This window comes from Waltera acetigignens (assembly GCF_025567015.1).
Classification (GTDB): Bacteria; Bacillota; Clostridia; order Lachnospirales; family Lachnospiraceae; genus Acetatifactor; species Acetatifactor acetigignens.
In genome coordinates this window covers 158,409-178,976 of the sequence record NZ_JAOQJO010000002.1, presented here as the reverse complement: position 1 = coordinate 178,976, position 20,568 = coordinate 158,409, and the positions used below count along the sequence as shown (strand labels likewise).

Genomic DNA, 20,568 nt, shown 5'->3' with positions numbered 1-20,568 from the left:
TACCTATGGTGCCGTTTGTGGTTACGGATGGTATTATATTGGAGAGGATACTAAGTGGACATATCATCAAGGAAAAAGAAACGAAAAAATTTATTATTTCAGGAACTGAATGTTATTTCGGATTTCTTGCTTGGAATGATTTATCGAAATAACACTACGCTGAAATAGGCTATCGGTGGGGGGACGGAATTGAAAAGTATAATTGAAAATTACCCGGATTTCCGCAAGGTTGTCCGGCAAAACGAATTGGTCTACCTCTTCGGCACCGGTATTTCGGCAGCTCTGACAGGGAAGAATTATTCCTGGAAGAAATGGATTCTGGACGGGACAGGCTATTTTTCGGATAGAAAGGCAGCGGATGATATTGCGGAGAGTCTTCAGAAGGATTCGTCTACGAAGAATCTTTTGAATGCCGTGAAAACAGTTCTAGCGGTGACAAAACAGGAAAGAAAATATGATCAGTGGATGCACAGATCTTTTGAGGTAAACAGAGTAACAAATCAGAATCTGGCAGAGACCTTAAAAAAACTTTTAATTACCCAGGATGTTTTCGCTACCACGAATTATGATCATTTATTGGAGCAGACAACGGGATTGGCTGCGTTGTCTTACGCAGATACCCAACAGGCATTCTATATGCTGGATCAGCGAAAAAGTAATGCCGTACTGCATATACACGGAGAATATGATTCCATACGGGGCATCGATAATATCATTGCGGACGAAGAACAGTATCGTACGATCCTCAATGACAAGGGTGCGCAGTTCCTTCAGCAGATACTGGGAACGAGGACACTGATATTTGTTGGCTGCGGACAGACTACGGAAGATGCCAATATTGCCCAGTTTATCCGGTTCGCCCGGGACTATCTGCACATTGACAGAGAGTATTATTATCTGTATCGGCAGGGGGAAGAACCGGAGGGATTGCCGGATTTTATTCGGGCGATCCCTTACGGAGAGAAGTATAGTGACCTCCCGGAATTCCTCGAGGATATGGCGCAATTGCGGTTATATGCGAAGATAGAGAGCAATCCGATGGTTACCAGGACAGCATACACAAAGAACACTATGGATGCTTACGGATTAGCAGAGTATCATTATTCCCAACAATATTTAAAATTTTGTGGGCGCAGAATGGAACTGGCACAGTTACAGAATTTTGTGGAGGCAGACAGGATGTTCCTATGGTGGGCTGTTACCGGGCAGGGAGGCGCCGGAAAAAGCCGACTGGCACTGGAATTTTTGAAAAGAAGCCATCGGGATTTCTTTGGCTTTTTTCTGAACTATGCTGTGGATCCGGAGGAAGTACGTCGTTTCAAACCGTTCAATGATACCGTGGCGATAGTGGATTATGTTAAAGGAAATGAGGCAGAAATAGCAGTTATTTTTGCAATATTAATAGATAAATTTTCATCCGGGCCATATAAATTACGGATTCTGCTATTGGAGAGAGAAAATACAACAGAGTTCGGATCCTGGCACCACGATCTGATAACGGCGATGGCGCCTTATTACAGGCAGGAATGCAATGATGCGGAATATAATCTGGAATTAAGCACGAAAAACCACAGATTTTTATACCTGGATGATCTGGACGGGGCTGCAGTGGAGGAACTGATCGGCGCTATCTGCGAGAAAAACGGACTGCCCGCAGACCGCTACCGGGATCGCCGACTGAAGGAAGAGTACGGCAGGAAGTTTGAACAGCTGAAGTTCCGACCTTTGTTTTTACAGATGTTTGTAGAAGCCTGGATTGCCAATGGATGCATGGCTGTAGAATATGATGATTATAAAAGCCTGTTGAAAAATGTGGTAAGCAGAGAGCAGGAACGCATTTTGCAGGTGGTCGATCACAGGATGGATGTATTCAATGCTTTGATCCGCATGATCATATGTGCAGGAGTGGCAGAAGGGATATCTGTGAGAGAACTGGCGATGCAACATCCGGCAGAGTGGGAAACGGTACGTAATTTTACGAAGACACATACGATAACAGGAACGCAGAGAAAAGATTTTTTGACAGGCTTGTTAAAGGATGCGTCACAGGATATTCTGGAGGGCACTGAAGTTCTGCATGTGTTATACCCGGATATTGTTAAAGAATATATGTTTTTGTATTACTTTGAGGAAGAGGATATTCGGGAGGTATCCGGATTGCTATGGAGAAGCTGTCCCGCTGAGTATAATGCTTTTCTGAGCCGGTGCCTGACAGATTTTCAGCGGAAGGAGTCCCTGGTTCGGGTCATCAGGGAGGCTTCTGCGGACTATACGAATGCTAATGCAATGATAGTGAGACAGGCTTTGCTGGCATTTAAGGTTATTAGCACGAAAGAGGATGGCCTGTACTTTCTGAACAGAGATCTGGAGGAATATGAATATTGGAAAAGCATGCCTGTCACCAATGAGCTTCAGGCAATTTATCTCCAGAGCATGTATTTGTGTGTCCGGCAGATGTTGGGATGGTCTCATAAAAATTTTTATGAGGCGATAGACCGGATCGCTTTTTTTCCGGTGAACAGGGATCTGTCAGCCAGAAAAGTACAATATCTTCTGGAGACAATTCACTATCTGGTGGAAAAAAACTGCATAGATTCAGCGCAGGACATTATTAAAAAGACGGAGAAGGCTTTGCGAGAAGTAGCCGAAGGCGAGGAAAAGAAAGAATTAGGGCTAAGTTTGCAGCGGGAAATTATTGTTTCGGATGTTTACTATAAAAAATGGTGGGACATCAGGAGACGACATCGGAAAATATTCCGGAAAGTTGACTGGAAAAAGGAACATCAGTCTGAGCAGTATGCCTATATTGTGTTTTCCGGAGCTCAAAAATGTTGGGAGACCATGGAACTGGGCGGCAAATTGCTGATGTTTACAAATTGGCTTCAAGATTACGCAGTGGATTATGCCAGCGGAAAACGTAACATCTATTTTAATGATAAATCGCATTATTACTATCTCCATGCGAAATATTTCAGTACTGCGGCTACTGCAATGGCAGCAGCCATAGCGGGAATGGACTCTTACGGGATCGGACATATTGATGCACTGCTTGATGAGTTGAAAGGCAATATGATGATATCTGATTTTGCCGGATTGCTTGTGGGGACCAGGGCATTGAAAGTGAGATATGATGATACCGTAACGGATGAGATGATACAAGGGTATCTCGGAGAGACAGAACCACTTTTGGACAGATATCCGGATAACGCTATTCTGGCAGAAAAAGCAATTCAGTTATGGAAAACTGTCTACGAAGTACGATATAAGAAAGATGTTCCACGGGAGATTGTAGAAAGGGCATATGTTTTGCTTTTACGATTCCCTAAGGATAAAAACGTAATGAATCAGTTCCTGGAAATGCTTGAGCAATCCACAGAGCGTGATAGATGGCAGGAATATATCCACAATAAGGCGGTGGTGTGCGGAATGCTGGAAAACATAGAGGATGTGATGTCGCCCGGCTTGCGGGAGTTACTTAAATAGGGTCTGACGCCTATAAAAGTCCTCCAATAAAAGTTTGTAAGATATTGTCGATTAATGTCATATAGTAAGTAGAGGGATATATGTAGGCGCCAAAAGCAGCCTATACCTTTAATATCAGTAACTAATTATGCAAAAATGGAAGAGGCACTGATGAAAAAAGAGACTATATAGGGAGGTACGAACTATGGGATGGAAAGAATGGCGTTATGAACTGGAAAAGGCCAACAGAGAGTATGACTGTGGAATAGTTGATCGGGAGATATATGAGAGCAGGGTAAGTTTTGCTATATATATGATATATAAGTGTGGAAATGAAGATGCGGCAAGAGGTATTGCAAAAGCGCATGGTTATGACCTGGAAGAACTGTTGGAAAAATGGGAACAGGAAGATGAAGGAGAAGATGACGATGACGATGCAATCACTGATTAATATTGATGGTAATGGATTAAAAGATGTACTGATTGACTTAAATGATAAACTAGCCACTGCTGTTGGGTGGATTGCAAACAAAGAAACACCTGAAAAAATAGCGATAAACACATACATTAAGGAAATACAGGAGAAAAATTATGATCCTGTAACGAAGGCCGCCTTAATCAGTAATGCAAAGAAAATTATTAAAGGATATTATAATCAGAGTAACATTGTCGAAATCGCAAGGTCTTCTCTGCAAAACAATGCAGATCCTCAAAAGCTTGAGGATGATTGGCTGGCACGCTTTATGGACAAAGCACAATTGGTATCATCAGAAGAATTTCAATGGATATGGGGGAAGATCCTTGCAAGAGAATGCAATGAACCGGGAAGTATACCGCCGGCATTGCTGTATACATTGGAAAAAATGGATAGGGAGGATGCAGAAGCATTTACTGCGTTATGCAGAATTTCAGTAAGTGTAGAAAAAGATGCTTCGCCCATTGTAATTAGGGAGAGATTTGCAGAGTATGAAGAACTGGTAGGTATTACCTTTGATAAAATAGTCAGTCTTACAGCATTAGGACTGATAGAGACTGATTTGGCAGCAGTTTCGGCGGGATATAAGATGGAAATTGATCCACTTCCTAACAAGATTATATATTATGATATGGAAAAAGAACTAAAGGATAAAAGAGATCTGCAAGTAGGAAATGTTCTTTTTACCAAAGCAGGACAGGCATTGTATTGGGCGATCGATGCAGAGAAAGTGGAAGGATTTTGGGAAAATTATTGCATACCGTTTTGGGAAAAATAGCAGTAATGAGATGGCAGGGAAAACTTATGCAAGTTACGTATATAGGGTTAAGTGAATATTTTGAAAGATGTATTCCGCAAGCAAAAAGAGAAGGGTATTTGTTTATTATATCCTTAATTGCAAGGTATTCTGATGCACAAGATCTTTATGAAAAATTAGAAAAAGATTGGGCATCGCTGAATGATCTAACCGGTGATAAAATCCTATTTGTGTTTTCTACACCGAAAGTCAGAAAAAGAGCATCCTTTTTTCATATGCCGGGAAAAGAACCCTATGAAGGAGTAATGTGTCCATTTGTCGAGTTGCTGGATGGCAGAAATGTAGAGCAAAATAATGGCCCATTTGAATATCTATATGATGGCTATGATAAAATTAATTGGAAACAAAAACATTCACAGACAATTACGGACTTTGCTATGAATTATAATATATCAGAGGAAGAAATTCCGTGTTTGTTTTTGTATGACCTAATGCAAAACAGATACAAGGTAATACCTGTAGGAAAAGATACGGACATTTATGCAATGATAAAGGCTATGGTTGAGGAGATAGCGGAATACAAAAAAGACAGAGAAAATATTGGAGAGCAGTTAGAAAAGTATAGAAATATTGAGCAATATTATTGCTTATATGAAAAACTGGAAAGTGAGGCGGAAAAGGGAAATTCAAAACAATGTGTAGCTATTCGGAGAGTACTTGGCGAGGCACAATCATATAAGGAAGTTAAAGAGGATATTTGCGACTCTGAAATAAAAAAGGATTTGAAGAGGATTGGGCAATGGAAAAGGCAATATTTTAATTCCTTTGAAAAAGATGATGCTAGTAAAAAGAATTATTTGGAGTTGAAAAGAAAAGAACATGATATTGAAAATGAATTTAATTCAATATGGAATGATTTAGAAAGCGTAATGAAGGAAAGGGGAAGAAAAAGAAGAAAGAATAGTAAAGTAACAATATTGCAGGATTTATTAACAGCATGTGTCAATCTGCAGTCAAATTCAATGTATTTCGATGCGTCTGAAAATCAAAGAAATGATTACATAAGAGATTTACTAAAAACAGAGAAGCATGATGTGAAAGATCAAACCAGAAGAGGAATATCAGCTATTGGAAAAAGTGCTGGAGAAGTTGATATTTTAATTGAAGAAGACGGTTTGTCTGTGACTATAATCGAAGCATTAAATTTGGACAGCCTTAATACCAATACCTTGGACAGGCATTTGGATAAAATCTATAGATATGATACTGTTGGAAATGTATTTAACATAATATTGGTATATGTCAGGATATCCAATTTTAGTAAGTTTTGCGAGAAATATTTTGAGCATATAAAAAAATATCAATATGTTTACCCCTTAATTTCAGCTGATGACAGGTATGATGTTGAGAACTTTCCTTATGCAGATATTCGAGTAATGCAAACGAGGCATGATAGAAATGGGTGTGATACTATTTTGTATCATGTCTGTGTGTTGATTGGATGAGGTTTAACAGATGCTGTTCAATTCCCATGAATGGCGCATACGCAAATTTTATTTCGATTTATCGAAACAAGACTGCTGTTAAATCGAAATAAAATAATATGACAAATAAGGTATAATATAAAAAGATATAACGCTAAAATCAGCAGCGATATAATCACAGAGCGACACTGAAAGATAGTTCGAAATTACAGCTATTATATCCTCAATACATATTGTACACGAGGGAACTGCCTCTTTAGGACGTTGATGGATATGATAAACGTCTCAATTTTATATTGGTCGACGCAAACGGGTTTATAGATGTTATGGAAATAAAGAGGCAGACAATGACAGCGAATGGCTATCAGGAAAGAAACAGAAGAATTATAATATATTTGAAGGATAATTCTTAGTTATCCATAGATAAAGGGGACAAAACTTATGAATAGTCAGGAACAGGATCAGACATATAAAAGAGCCTTGGACAATTACTCATCTACATAGCCCTGGCCGGATCACGATGAATGGCATTTCCATACCAATAAAATTCTTTCTTCAAAAGTTCAGCGATTATTGGATCAATATTGTTCTGAGCAAAAAGTGATTTTGAATGCCGGATGCGGTAAGACGGCCTATCATACATCGTCCAAAGTGATTTATATGGACATTGTAAAAGAATATGTGCAAGATTTCCCTGATCATATTGTGGCCTCTGTTGAAAACATTCCACTCCCGGATGCTTCTGTGGACTGTATCATCTGTGTAGGCAGTGTTGCGAATTATGTGGATATACAAAAGATGCTTTCGGAATTCTCCAGAATTTTAAAGAAGGACGGGGATCTCATTTTAGAATTTGAGCGTTCCAACAGTGCAGAATTTCTGCTAACAGCAAATTACGGGAAAACTGTATTCAGACAAGAATACGCCTATAACAATCAAAAACACCTTTTGTGGATGTACCGGGAAAATTTTATAAGAGAATTGTGTGACTATTACCATTTAAAGTGTGTCTGCAAGTACCGATTTCACATATTTTCCTCTTTATTATATCGTTTGTGGGTTGATGAAAATAAGGCTGCAAAATACTATGTTTGGGACAAAATATTGCAGCCGATTGGTTACCTGTTTGCTCATAATACCATATTATTAATTAAGAAGACTATTCCTTAATAATAAAGGAGATTATAGATATAGCACTTGATACAATCGTTAAAAACGAAGTGATAATAGTAACCGGTTTTTCAAATGCATATATGCAGCACACCGCAAAAGTTATAACTGTAAACGCAAAAGTGATAATAGTAAGAGCAATCGATTTTAAAGTATATATGTGTTCTTTTTTTAAAGTAATATTTTCCGGGTCAACCTGTTTACATAAACCATTTTGAAATAAGACGCAATTTACCAATGTTATATCATCTATAGTAAGGGAACAAGGAAATTCTTTTTCAATCTTATCTAAAAGGAACTGTATATGTTCTTCAATTCTGTCGTTATCCTGAAAATGTTGAGAAAAAACATATGAAAATAAATGAGCACTCAAACTTCGCACATAAATTTTAGCTATGCACCTTGAAAATTCAATATCTGGCAGTTATTCAGTTGTCAATGTTCAGACTTTATGCAGCTTGCAGTTGTGTTTTCAACATGGTCGGAAGTGTATTCATAAATGTATCCACCAATTCGTTGATTTTTTCGTCTGAAAGTTCGGTGTTATCTGAAAGCATTGTCCGGAACATTTGAAGTAACATTTGAAAAGCCTGTATCCATGTGATATCGGACATTTCATCTGAAAAGTATAGAAAAAGTTCGCCCAGAGACCGATTATCATTGGATTCCCTGCTTTCCAGCGACAGCATCATGTATCGTGTAAAAACAACCGCTGTATGTGCGGCCATTGCATCATAGGAAAGAGAGTTGCATTCTTTGCTGAGGTTAAGGTAACTTTTGCACACCTTGAAGAATACCTCTATGTCCCAACGTTTTCCATAGATCCGGATGATTTCGCTCTCATCCAGATTTACATCAGTGGAAATAAGGCAGAGATATTCCTTGCGTTTGTTGCGATTGCGAACATAAACTACTTTGGCAGGAATGATTTCACCATCCTTTACAACATCAACCATAACGGAGAGCAGATATCTTGATCTTCCGCGTCTCTTTTTGTTTTTGTTGTAGATGGAAGTTAGAGACATATCTTCGCCATTGTAACGAAAAAACATCTTTGGTGTTTTCTTAACCATACCGATTACATCGTAGCCCTTATTTTTTACAGCATGAAGAGTACTTGGTGATGAAAACCAACTATCAAAAAGAACATATTTCGCAGGAATTGCAGCTTTCCTGGCTGCATCCAGAAGCGTAAGCATAGCTTGTGTTCCTTTTTCCATTGATAGCTTTCTGCGTCTGTAGCCAACGGTTCGTTTGTCTACTTCTGTTGCTTCATTGATACGGTTTTTTCTGTTTTCTGTGGAAAGAAGAACGCCGTTGACTGGCAGGAAGGTACTTCCATCGGACCAGCCTGACGTAAGCATTCGAAATCCAAAGCGATATTTATGTTTTGCATGGTGATAGACTTTGGCAAGGAGTTCAACCTTTTTTGAGCGGTTACGCTCAAACATGGAATCATCAATGATAAGAACATTTGCACGATCCTCAGAATCCAAAGGAAGAATGGCATCCCTGATGATCCGGGCTGAAAGTGTTGTTGTGAAACGGATCCAGTTGATCTGAATCATTTTCATAAAACGATATGCAGTATCCTTCGCAAAATCAGGAGTGTTGCGTCCTGTGATCAGATTTATGTACATGCTTCTGTTAGAAAAGATCAGAAGGAACAGATACTGGAAAATTTCCATTACTGGAACCCCTTTCTTTTTGTAAGCATTGGATGCCTTCAAAGCTGAAGAAACATGAAATCTCGAAAAAATCTTTTGATAGATTTTGAAATCTGCTTATCATTTTGAGTTGCTTGTGTTATACTTTTATTCATAGCATGAGCCTCTGGAAGTATATTTGTTTCTGAACAACTCAATTATACCAAACCAGACGGTTTCATGCTATTTTTATGCCAGTTATTATTGAATTTTCAAGGTGCATAGGCGCTTATTTAAGTGCGAAGTTTGAGTTAATAATTAAAAAAGGTCCATTTCTATTAAGACGACATTTATTTTTGCTTACAATACTTCGATTAAACGAAATGGCATTGCTATTAAAACGAAGTGCCGAAAAAGAATAAGTATAGTATAATAATATCAGTTAGTAGTAAAAGATAGAAAAATAGGGAAATATGATGAGATATTACAATGGAACAGTTATAACTATTAAGAATAAGGGGGCTGAGATTGAGATTACATAAAAGGTGGAATAATAGTATATGGTGAGATAAATAAATATACACAAGTAAACATAAGAAAAGAGGGAATAGAATGGAATGCGAAAATGGAGAAAAGACAATAGTCATACATAGACCGTATTTTATGCCGTGGTTAGGATATTTTGCAAAGTTGGTATATGCAGATGTTTTTGTTGTTATGGATGATGTGTTTTTTACAAAGAGGCATTATATAGACAGAGTTCAAATAATAAATCCACAAGGAGAATTGATGTGGTTGAGTTTAAAAACTGGAGAAAATTATAATACAAGATGTGATCAAATAAAATTGCCACAGTCATTTTTGGTTGATGAAATTGCAAAAACATTAGCACATTCTTATTCAAAAGCAAGATACTACAGAATGTATTATTCTGAGATAGTAGAAATACTGGAAAGAGCGCGTGATTTTTCTGATGGTCTAGTTGAATTTGATATTAAAATTGTGGAGTTGATATTAAAATTGTTATCGTTACCATCACCACAAATATATTATGGTAGCAACTTTGAGTATGTTGATAATCCTACTGAAAGATTAATTTTATTATGCAAGGAGACGGAATGCTCTAAAATTATAATGGGCTCGGGAGGGAGCGTGGATATTCATAATATATCGAAGCTAAAAGAAGAGGGAGTTTCAATACTCTATCAAGATTTTTATAACCATCATCCTTCATACTATCAAACAAGGAGGCAAAGAATAGGATTTGCTAAAGGCCTTTCGATAGTTGATTGCATTTTTAATGAAGGAATAGATTTTACAAGAAAAGTATTATTAGATGAAAAATTTAGACCATATGAGTTAATATAGTTAGGGCGGTTAGACAATTCTTAGTGTACAGCCTCAGAGCAGCATCTCGTTGTGCGTGAAAAAGAAGAATTCATACATATTAGTATGTTGATTGAAATGAAGAAAACTCTTATAACTTCGCTTAAGATGCTTTGCTGTGTGGACTTTTCTTATAATTATCTATATCACAAAGAAATTAATTTTTTTAGTATTTATACTATTAACTTAAAAGCAGTAGAAGGGAGTACAGCATGGAAAAAATTATAAATTTTGAAGAAAGAAACCAGCAAGGAGAATTAATTAGAGCTCGCTTTGTAAAACCTGTTGTAGATGAAAAAATCCCATTAGTTATAATGCTGACGGGGGATGGACCAAGGGGTTCAAATAGTATGAGTTGGATTAATCTTTCTCCGAGATTAGCTAGAAAGGGCATAGCGACATTGTTGTTTGACTTTGCCGGATTGGGAAATAGTGAAGGAAATAGAAGGTATTTGACATTATCAAAAGGTATATGTGATTTTAAATCGATTTTTAACACAATTAAAAGATATGATTGGATAGATTTAAATAATATAGGCGTTATGGCGTCAAGCTATGGGGGAAGTGTGGCATTGCATTGTCATGAAATATTGAATACTGTAAAAGCAATTGGTTTAAAATCACCGTGTTGTTTTTTACCGGATGCATATATTAATGAAATTTCGAATGATAACTTTAATGAATGGTTGAAAAATGGTTTTTGCAAAGCAAACGGATATGATATAGAAGTACTCAAAGATGCTTTTAGCTATAACATATATGATGATATAAGAAAGATACAAACAAAATGTCTAATTACACATGGAGATAGTGATGAAATTGTACCATTATCTCAAAGCAAATATTTAGATGCATTGTGGCAAGCACCCCATGAATTAGTAGTGTTTGAAAACTGTGATCATGGATATTCGGTTGGGAATTGTTGGGAAAGAATGGCAGAATTATTTGTTGATTTTTTCGATGTGAATTTGAGGTAAAAATGAAAGATGCAAAAGAAAGAATAATAAAAATTACAGATATTATAACAATTGTTGTAGCCATTATTATAAGTGTTATTGCTTTTATAATAGATGGGTATAATAGTTATGTTGATAATGGAGTGAAAATTGATTATGCGTTTGTAGCAACTTCTCTTTTGCTTGCAATAGCTATTCATTTTATATTAGTTGGGTTTTTAGAAGATGAAATAACTAGTAGACAGAAAGAATTGACCCAAGGTTTGGAACAGGCTGTTGGTACTATTATTGATTCTCTCAATGGTGTTGAAGTAATTTTTTTTGATGATATAAATGAAGTAGATATGTATATTGCGAAAAGAATACTGGCAGCATCGGAGTGCGTGTATGATTTTAACTGGCAGGATTTCATGCCAATTAATCCATACCATAGAAAGTTAGCCGATAAGGAGTATGCTGCAACTAAAATAGATGCAAGCATAAAGTCTTTTTGTTCCAAAAAAACAATGAAGCCAAGGATATATAAAGAGATATTTACCTTTTCATATCCACAAAATATTGGAAAAATGCTTAATCATATAAAATATGGAGATGTTTATTGTTGCTCATATTATGAAAACAAAGATATAAACACTAGATTTCCCAAACTTCAATTTGTTGTTATAGACGACAGAGAGGTTGTATTCGTTTCATCAGCCTATAAACCAAATCTATGTTCTATAAAAAATACTAGGATTGCAAGTATATTTTGTAATTATTTTGAGCAAGCATGGGAACTGAGTAAAAAAATAAAGGATAGGAATCAGGTTGATGATGATCTTATTAAGGAAATTAGTGAAAGATATAAGTAGTTACTCAAACTTCGCACATAAATTTTAGCTATGCACCTTGAAAATTCAATACCTGGCAGTTATTCAGTTTGCAAATGGTGCATCCCATCGGTCCGTTTTGCGGAGCAAAACGGTCGCGATACGTAGCTGAGCGGTCGGACGTAGTCCGCTTTTAATTACCTGAATTATCCATTATAATGGCAGTAGCTGCTATCTGGCAGTCAATACATTATGAAGGAGGATAATGGTATGCTTGATTACAAAGACATCATTATCAAAAGCTATGCCCTGAACATGTCCGGTGCAGAGATTGCAAGACAGTTGGGATGTAGCAAATCAGGAGTCAATGACTTCCTTAACGCATTTAAAAAATGCGAGGCGCTAAGTTTTCCTCTCTCTTCCGGTGTATATTCCATTTAAGTAGTGCATCTTTTCCGGAAATTCAGAGCACCTAAATCCGATATTTTAGAGCAGATATTTCCGCTCTATAGTGCAATCGCCTATAATGAATCCATGCACATAAAATTGTGTAAATTCATTACAGGAGGTCGATAACCATGACTGATTATCGAGAAATCATCAGATTGCATAGTCTGAAGTTCAGCAATGTAGCCATTGCCAACAGCTTATGCTGTTCACGCAACACAGTTTCAGAGGTGCTTAAGCTTGCTGAAACACATTCTCTGGAATGGCCTATTCCAGAAACTCTGACTAACAGAGATATTGAGTACCTGTTTTATCCAGGCAGGGGCAATAATGAGGGAAGAAGACTCCCTGATTACGAGTATGTTTACAATGAACTGGACAAGCCCGGTGTAACACTCTTACTTTTGTGGGCGGAATACTGTGCAAAGTGTGAAGCTGAGCATACGATTCCGTATCAGCATTCACAGTTTAATGACAAATATCATGCCTATGCTGCATCAAAGAAGGCAACTCTTAGAATCAAGCGCAAACCTGGGGAAACAATGGAGGTAGACTGGGTAGGCGATACGCTTAAAGTTTATGATGTTGCCAGTAGCAGCGACATATCTGCATATATATTTGTTGCTGTTCTTCCATGCAGTTTGTATGGATATGCGGAAGCATTCCCCGATATGAAATCCAACCACTGGATAGAAGCTCATATCCATGCCTATTCATTCTTTGGCGGTGTAACACGTATTCTTGTACCAGATAATTTTAAAACAGGTGTGATCAAAAACACACGGACAGAGCTTACACTTAACCGATCCTACCACGAAATGGCAGAGCACTATGGAACTGCAATTATTCCTGCCCGTCCGGTAAAGCCGAAGGATAAACCAAATGCGGAAGGTACTGTAAAAGTTCTTGAAACATGGATCCTTGCAGCTTTAAGAAACCGGAAGTTCTTCACTTTTGATGAGCTTAATAAAGCCATCCATGAAAAACTTGAAGAATTCAATACGAAACCTTTCCAGAAAAAGAAAGGAAGCAGGATATCTGCATTTATTGAAGAAGAAAAGGACTTCCTCATGCCATTACCTGCTTTCCCGTATGAAACGGCTGTCTGGTCAACTGCCACCATACAACCCGATTATCTCATAAAAATCGGAGATTGCAAGTATTCTGTCCCGTATGAATTTATCGGTAAGAAGGTCGATATCCGTGTCACTGAAAACAGTATTGAAGTTTTTTACCATAACAACCGTATAGCATCGCATGTGCGTAGGCTGTACTCTCCGGAACCGATTTATGTACCAGAACATATGCCTGAAAATCACAGAAAGTTTCTGGAATACAACACCGACGGTTTTCTGGACTGGGGAAAGAATGTTGGCTGTTCCACCCTTATTGTAGTAAAACATTTTTTATATATGCATAAGGTAGAACAACAGGGTTACAAATCCTGTGCATCGTTGATGAAACTTGCGGATCGCTATGGTACGGAACGTTTGGAAAACGCCTGTGTCAAGGCACTTAGTTACACGCCAAGCCCAAGTTTGAAAAATATCAGCACCATTTTGAAAAATGGTCAGGACAAAGTGGCAGTAGAGAAAGCTGCTTTCAGTGCTTTTAATAAAGAAAGTTCCAAGTATGGCATTACCAGAGGTGCCTCCTATTACGAAGGAGGTGACCGTTCATAATCCGTCAGTCAACCATAGATAAGCTGCATGATCTGCGATTATCTGCAATGTCAGATGCTTTTGAATGCCAGTACAGGGAGCCTGAGACCTATCAGGGATTATCCTTTGAAGATCGCTTCGGTATGCTGGTTGATAAAGAATGGGATAAGTGAAAAAGCATAAAACTGCAAAAGCTTATCCGCAGTGCTGAATTCCGTTATCCCAATGCGTGCATGGAAGATATCGAGTATCATCCTGACCGAAATCTGGATAAAGGACAAATGCTGGAATTCTCCACCTGCCGGTATATATCCGATGACCACCATATCATTTTAAAAGGAGCCTCCGGGAATGGCAAAACATACATCGCCTGTGCGCTCGGGATCGCAGCCTGCAGGAACTTTATCAAAGTACGTTATGTACGTCTGCCGGATCTATTGAATGAGCTGGCTGTTGCACATGGGGACGGCACGCTGAAAAAGGTAATTAAAGCATATCAAAAGATTGATCTTTTGATTCTGGATGAATTCCTGTTAAGCCCAGTATCTACAGAACAGACACGGGAACTTCTTGAGATCATTGAAGCCCATAGTGTAAAAGGCTCTGTGATTTTCTGTACATAGTTTGAACCAAAAGGCTGGTACAACCGCATTGGAAATGAATGTGATGCCACTATTTGCGAAGCAATCATCGGCCGAATCATTCATAATTCCTACGAGGTGATGATTGATGGCCGTGTATCCATGAGAGAACGCCATTGCATTAACGCTTCCCGGAAAGAAGCTGTCCATGACTGACTATTGCGCCTTCAGCAAAGACCATAAATGCATCAAATTTACGGATTATGAAATAACCCGCCACGAATTAGAGGAAGCCGATGAACTGTGTCATGATAATTGGAGAGAAATCCAGCACTTAAGAGAATATATTGACCGTTTACAAGTACTTCTTACAGAACACGGAATAGCTATTCTTGATGAATACTAATTAAATGCTGCACTCTGCTCCGGAAAGATATGCACTATTTTTCCGGAAAAGGGTGCTCTGAATCTTTGGAAAGCATGCACTATTGCATTGGAATACTCATCCGGAGGGAAACACAGTAAGCGCCAAATAATCCGGAGGCACCTATAAATTTACCCCAACCCATTTCAGGTTGGAGTATTTTACTACAAATTTATTCTCATATTTTTAGAGTTTGGAGTTTTTCACTCCAGGGTGCCAGCTCTGCAAGCTGTTCATCACTCCAGTTTTCATTCGGCCTTTGTTCCAGAACGTAGCTGAGGTATTGATAAATGTTCAGGTTGTGTGCCTTCGCCATCTCTACCATCGTGTAGGCAATAGCACTGGCTTCTGCACCTTCTACGGAATCACTGAACAGCCAGTTCTTACGTCCTACTGTGAAAGGCCGGATGGCATTCTCGCTAGGGTTATTAGTAAAACTGCAGCGCCCGTCCGCCAGATAGGTCATGGATGTTTCCCTACGGTTCCTCACATAGGTCAGTGCCTTATCCAGGCGGCTGTTGCGGACTGGATTCTGGCTGTCGACCCACGCCCAAAAGGCCTCGAGAACCGGTTTTTCCTTCTCGAGACGCATTTGTTTCCTTTTTTCATAATCCGTTCCGCACTTGCCAGAAATGCTGCTTTCCAGTCTTGCCAGACGGTCGCAGTAATGCACTCCCTGTACTGCCGGCTGGTTGTAATCCAGCTGCTTTCCTTTCGGGATCGCATCTACAAAGTATCGGCGGATATGTGCCCAGCACGAGCACCGTTTGATGCCGGATACCTTGTTATACCCCTGGTAACCATCGGTTTCCAGATATCCCTGAAAGCCATCCAGAAAGTCTGCTGCATTGTCTCCGCTCCTTGTCGGGGTATATCCGTACAGCAGGATGACCGGAAGACCATCTTCCCCGGTGCGGTACAGCCACATGAAGGACTGGCTTTCTGCACTGCGTCCGGGTTCTTTCAGGATCTGTACCCGGGTCTCATCCGCCATGAGAAATTTCCTCTGCAGAAGCTGGCGGTGAAAGTAATCATACAGTGGCCGGAAATAATGCTCAGCACTGTAGATGATCCAGTTCGCCAGGGTCGTCCGGCTGACAGCGGCGCCATACTCCTTCCAGTCCTTTTCCTGACGATAGAGAGGCATGCCGTTTGCATACTTCTGATAGATCGTCCAGGCAACCGTGGAAGAAGAGGCCGGACCCTTGCCAATAAGTGCGGGCGGTACTTTGGATTTGACGATCATAGACTTTTCCGTATCGCCCTTTCCTTCCTTACAGTCAGGGCAGCCATAGCTTTCCGTGTAGTATTCATAAACTTCACATTTGGCAGGAGTAAAAACGAGTTCCCTGCGGACGTATTCTTCTCCGATACGTTCCATCGGGGTACCGCATACCGGACAGACCTTATCTTCTTCGTTCAGCGGTATTACTTCCTTATGAACCTTGAGACCTTTAAAAAGTTCCGCATGGGTAGCTTTTTTCTTCCTTGGACGCAGCTCCCGGCTGTAGTCTTCTTCCGGAAGTTCCGGATCCTGTTCAGCTTCAGCTTCATTAAACAGATTCAGCTGTCCGGGAATGTCCGCCGGTGTCTTTTCGCTGGAAGAGCCGAAAAGTTTTTTCGTCAGATAGTCCACCTGTTCCTGAAGCACCATCTCATGGGCAGTCTTTTCCTCAATGATCGTTCTGAGGGAACGGATCAGTTCTGTCTGTTCGGACATCATCATGTTCAGTTGTGAAATGGTATCCTTCAGCTCTCGCAGCTGAATGTCCTTTGCACTGGAAGCCACACTTTTTCTCCTTGGTTTTGATACCTTTATTATACCAGAAAAAGCAGGCTTCCTAAAGGAAAATCACTCCTGAAAAATGCTGAAAATATGCGGTTTGCAGGCGTTTTTCTGTGCATGTTTTTATTCCTGTTTCAGGGCTTTGGGCTGGTCGATATCAATACCGGACATGAGCCAGTCAAACTCTCTCCAGGTCAGATTTCTGACCTCAGACTGTTTCCGCGGCCACTGGTATCCGCCATGCACTGTCAGTTTTTTATAGATCAGTACAAAACCATCTGCATCGCGGTACAATGCCTTGATCCGGTCCCGGCGTCTGCCACAGAACAGAAACAGGGAACTGGATGCAGGATCCAGCTTCAACTGTTCTTCCACGACTGCACAAAGTCCGTCAATGGATTTGCGCATATCGGTGTAACCGCAGACAATGTAGATCCGTTCCAACCCTGAAATATCGCCTAACATAAAGACCCTTTCAGAATCTGAAGCGTTCTGGAAAGCAGCTGTGGATCCGTTTCATTGGTGACGCGTATCGTTGCAGATCCAAGAATGATCTCTAATGTATGAGGATTGTCAAGGTACGGAGTATGCTGTACCGGGAAACGTTCCGGTACTATGTCAATGGGAACCACGTCCTGTTTGGGGCGGGGATTCTCAGAATGACCATAGGCAGGTGTCGGTATCTGGGCAGCTTCCTTTCGAAGCTGCTTTACCCAGTAGTAAAAGGTGCTGACAGCAATGCCGTGCTCGCGGCACCAGTCAGTATCTGTCATGCCACTGGTCCGGCATTCATTGATAAGTTTCAGCTGTTCTTCTTTTGGAACTCGGGAGTTTCTGGTGTTTGCCATGATGTTGTCCTCCATAATTGTAGTTGTTGTAGTAAAATAGTCTAACTACGATTATGAAGTTAGAGGCGGTTGTTGGCTAGCCGCGGGATTATTTGGCGCTTACGATGTAAATAGTAAAGAATGGCTTGCATTTAATTTCTATGACAGTATTATGAGATGGGGCGTTCCTGTTTTTGTTATGATCAGTGGAGCATTGTTTTTGAGCAAAAATGAAATATCAACAAAAGTGATATTCTCAAAGTATGTGCTTAGAATAGTTACGGCGTTTGCTGCGTGGAGTTTCATATATTATTTAGTATCAAAAGGTGAAATCGCAGAGCAATTTGTAGGATTGTTTTCGCCGGGAAGGGTTGGGAGGCTCGCAGGTATTATTACAAGCTATTATCATTTATGGTTTTTGCCAATGATAGCCGGAATATATATTTGCCTGCCTATAATTAAAAAGATTTCAGAAGATGATAAAATATCCAATTATTTTTTAATAATATCTTTTGTATTTTGGTTCTTATTACCTCAAATAAGTCAGCTTGTAAATGATTTTGGTAATGAAAAAATGATCCTTATTACAAATGCAATTAATGGAAATATAAACAATATGAATATGGGCCTTGTATGCAGCTATGTATTTTACTTCATATTAGGGTATAAAATTTCTAAACTGGAATTGAACCAAAAGCAAAGAACAGCAATATATTTGGCGGGGCTCTGTGGTTTCTTATTTACGATTATTCTCTCATGGGCTCTTGCGATTAAAATGCAGACGCCTTTAGAAACATATTATTCGAATACATGTATCAATGTTTTCTTAGAGGCCGTTGCTATATTTACATTTCTTAAGAACATTTCATTTGAGCAGGGACTATGGTACAAAAAAGTGATATTGAAGATATCACAGTATAGCTTTGGCATATATTTAGTTCATATTATAGTTATTGAGCAATTGGGCCGCTTAGGAATCACTGCCTCACGATGGAATCCGGTTATTGCGGTTCCGTTGGTTGTTTGTATAGTGTTTATTATTTCGTTAGTTATTTCGGCAATTTTAAATAATATTCCAGTTGTAAAAAAGTACATTGTATAATCAAAATACTTCATTGCAGATGGTTATTCTATTTGTCCATATATCATCAATAAGGCGCTGAAGTGCGGAATGTTGAAAAAATAGAAGGGATCTCCATAAAATGAATGGAGTGTTGGAAAATATAGGCGTAAGTGAACAGTGGATTTTTTTGAAATCATGAAATCGAGAATGAGAATGAGAATGAATGAGAATGATTTAATAAATTAAGAATAAAAACGTGAATTTTTCGTAATAATATATTGAATTACTTGCAAAAAAGAATTATCATACAAGTAAAGAGGAGAAAAATCATATGTTATTACAATTCAAAGTGAAAAACTACAGATCATTAAGAGATGAGTCAATACTTGATATGGAAGCAGCGGGGCTTGGAGATCAGAAAGAATGCTTACTGAAATATAAAAATAATTCATATCTTCCAGTTGTTTCCATCAATGGTAAAAACGGCGGCGGAAAGAGTAATCTGATTCGGGCAATGTGGTTGGCCGCACAGTTTATTAAAAATGCACAGCGTACGCAACATGAGACGGCAGAGGTTCCGGTAAGACCGTTTGAATTAAATGACTATTCAAAAAACGAGCCGACTTCTTTTGAATTTGAATATGAAGAAGAAGGTATCTGGTATTGCTATGGTTTTTCTGCTACGAGAAAATGTATTTGCGAGGAGCATTTATACTGGGCACCCAAGGGACAAAAGTCTGTTGTGGTTGATAGAAAATATCAAGATTTTTCATTCCCTGTAAATGGAGATAAAAAAATAAAGGAAATGATCAGTAAGGCTGTTGCACCGAATCAATTGTTTTTTGCTGTTTCCTGCACAATGAATTATGAACCTTGTATTGAGGCAATGAAGTGGTTTAGAACAAAACTGTTTTTCTCCAGAGATTATTCTGATTTGGGTAAGAATCTATTGGAATATAGTGATGATTCTGAAATGTTGAAATCTGTAGCTTCTATTGCTAAGATTGCAGATATTGGTATTTCAGATATGAAGTTTGAGATTGACAATAAGGCGATTACAAGTCTGGATGACTTACCGGAAGATTTTCCCATGGAAAGCAGACTGCAAATCGAGAAGGCATTATCTCAATTTAAAGAAAGCTTGTCTGGAGATGCGGATAATGTCAATGGAACTATACAATATAATGAATTGAAAGCAACATCATTTCATACCGGTTTGGATGCAAAGGGAAAGAAAACGGAATATCCGCTAAGCCTTTCAGATGAATCGGATGGTACCATTCGACTGATGGCAAGAGCGACGGCGTTGGAATCAGCTCTTAAAAATGGTGGCATTCTGGTTATTGATGAAATAGAAGACAGACTTCATCCAATGCTCGTAGAATATATTATTAAGCGTTTTCAGCATAATAATGAAACAAAAGCACAGCTGATTTTCACAACACATAGTGTAGATATCATGAACCGTGAAATGTTAAGAAGAGATCAATATTATCTTGTTGATAAGAACAGCGAAACAGGTGTGTCTGAATTATATTCTATATCTGATTTCTCAGTTAGAAATGATGAAAAAGTTGGGAAAGCTTATCTTCTGGGAAAGTATGGTGCAGTGCCCTATATCAGGGAGGAATAGC

General features: G+C 38.9%; 16 protein-coding genes and 2 pseudogenes. 14 read left to right on the top strand and 4 right to left on the bottom strand.

Annotated features, from left to right (window positions below; genetic code table 11):
* Positions 1-189 precede the first annotated feature (189 nt).
* The 5 genes from OCV96_RS03435 (at position 190) to OCV96_RS19705 (ending at position 7,348) form a co-directional block, all read left to right on the top strand.
* Positions 190-3,483, top strand: a complete 3,294-nt coding sequence (locus tag OCV96_RS03435) for an SIR2 family protein (protein WP_262593515.1) — start codon at positions 190-192, stop codon at positions 3,481-3,483.
* A gap of 184 nt (positions 3,484-3,667) precedes the next feature.
* Positions 3,668-3,913, top strand: coding sequence for a hypothetical protein (locus OCV96_RS03430; protein ID WP_262593514.1), 246 nt, complete (start codon positions 3,668-3,670; stop codon positions 3,911-3,913).
* Positions 3,891-4,715: a DUF2806 domain-containing protein gene (locus tag OCV96_RS03425; RefSeq protein WP_262593513.1), complete on the top strand. Its 825-nt coding sequence runs from the start codon at positions 3,891-3,893 to the stop codon at positions 4,713-4,715. Before OCV96_RS03430 ends, OCV96_RS03425 begins: the two co-directional genes overlap by 23 nt.
* Complete coding sequence (locus OCV96_RS03420) at positions 4,679-6,199, top strand: hypothetical protein (RefSeq protein ID WP_262593512.1); 1,521 nt, start codon at positions 4,679-4,681, stop codon at positions 6,197-6,199. Before OCV96_RS03425 ends, OCV96_RS03420 begins: the two co-directional genes overlap by 37 nt.
* Positions 6,200-6,751: 552 nt before the next feature.
* Positions 6,752-7,348 carry a class I SAM-dependent methyltransferase gene (locus OCV96_RS19705; RefSeq protein WP_425609800.1) on the top strand — a complete coding sequence of 199 codons (597 nt, stop codon included), beginning with the start codon at positions 6,752-6,754 and terminating at the stop codon, positions 7,346-7,348.
* 449 nt (positions 7,349-7,797) lie between these two features.
* Here OCV96_RS19705 and OCV96_RS03415 read toward each other — a convergent pair.
* Positions 7,798-9,170, bottom strand: a pseudogene (locus OCV96_RS03415) (IS4 family transposase).
* 436 nt (positions 9,171-9,606) lie between these two features.
* Between OCV96_RS03415 and OCV96_RS03410 the strand changes: the two are divergent.
* The 7 genes from OCV96_RS03410 (at position 9,607) to OCV96_RS19575 (ending at position 15,240) form a co-directional block, all read left to right on the top strand.
* The gene (locus OCV96_RS03410; RefSeq protein WP_262593510.1) at positions 9,607-10,362 is read left to right on the top strand and encodes a WbqC family protein; all 756 of its coding nucleotides are present in this window, start codon (positions 9,607-9,609) and stop codon (positions 10,360-10,362) included.
* 230 nt (positions 10,363-10,592) lie between these two features.
* Positions 10,593-11,357: an alpha/beta hydrolase family protein gene (locus OCV96_RS03405; RefSeq protein ID WP_262593508.1), complete on the top strand. Its 765-nt coding sequence runs from the start codon at positions 10,593-10,595 to the stop codon at positions 11,355-11,357.
* A gap of 2 nt (positions 11,358-11,359) precedes the next feature.
* Positions 11,360-12,187: a hypothetical protein gene (locus OCV96_RS03400; protein WP_262593507.1), complete on the top strand. Its 828-nt coding sequence runs from the start codon at positions 11,360-11,362 to the stop codon at positions 12,185-12,187.
* Positions 12,188-12,415: 228 nt separating this feature from the next.
* Complete coding sequence (locus OCV96_RS03395) at positions 12,416-12,586, top strand: sigma factor-like helix-turn-helix DNA-binding protein (protein WP_262593505.1); 171 nt, start codon at positions 12,416-12,418, stop codon at positions 12,584-12,586.
* Between the two features lie 137 nt (positions 12,587-12,723).
* Entirely contained in the window at positions 12,724-14,274 is a 1,551-nt protein-coding gene (gene istA, locus OCV96_RS03390; RefSeq protein ID WP_262593504.1) for an IS21 family transposase, read from the top strand.
* 158 nt (positions 14,275-14,432) lie between these two features.
* Entirely contained in the window at positions 14,433-14,876 is a 444-nt protein-coding gene (locus OCV96_RS19485; protein WP_330672120.1) for an ATP-binding protein, read from the top strand.
* Between the two features lie 166 nt (positions 14,877-15,042).
* Positions 15,043-15,240 carry a mobility-associated LCxxNW protein gene (locus OCV96_RS19575; protein ID WP_262593503.1) on the top strand — a complete coding sequence of 66 codons (198 nt, stop codon included), beginning with the start codon at positions 15,043-15,045 and terminating at the stop codon, positions 15,238-15,240.
* A 196-nt stretch (positions 15,241-15,436) separates the two neighbouring features.
* Here the strand turns inward: OCV96_RS19575 and tnpC are convergent, their stop codons facing one another.
* The 3 genes from tnpC to tnpA form a co-directional block, all read right to left on the bottom strand.
* Entirely contained in the window at positions 15,437-17,047 is a 1,611-nt protein-coding gene (gene tnpC, locus OCV96_RS03375) for an IS66 family transposase (protein ID WP_262593502.1), read from the bottom strand.
* Between the two features lie 120 nt (positions 17,048-17,167).
* Entirely contained in the window at positions 17,168-17,509 is a 342-nt protein-coding gene (gene tnpB, locus OCV96_RS03370; protein WP_262593501.1) for an IS66 family insertion sequence element accessory protein TnpB, read from the bottom strand.
* Positions 17,503-17,892: an IS66 family insertion sequence element accessory protein TnpA gene (gene tnpA / locus OCV96_RS03365; RefSeq protein WP_262593500.1), complete on the bottom strand. Its 390-nt coding sequence runs from the start codon at positions 17,890-17,892 to the stop codon at positions 17,503-17,505. Before tnpA ends, tnpB begins: the two co-directional genes overlap by 7 nt.
* Positions 17,893-18,001: 109 nt before the next feature.
* Between tnpA and OCV96_RS03360 the strand changes: the two are divergent.
* Both OCV96_RS03360 and OCV96_RS03355 read left to right on the top strand, forming a co-directional pair.
* A pseudogene (locus tag OCV96_RS03360) lies at positions 18,002-18,973 on the top strand (acyltransferase); the annotation flags it as partial.
* A gap of 292 nt (positions 18,974-19,265) precedes the next feature.
* Positions 19,266-20,567: an AAA family ATPase gene (locus tag OCV96_RS03355; protein ID WP_262593498.1), complete on the top strand. Its 1,302-nt coding sequence runs from the start codon at positions 19,266-19,268 to the stop codon at positions 20,565-20,567.
* The last annotated feature ends 1 nt before the right edge of the window (position 20,568 follow it).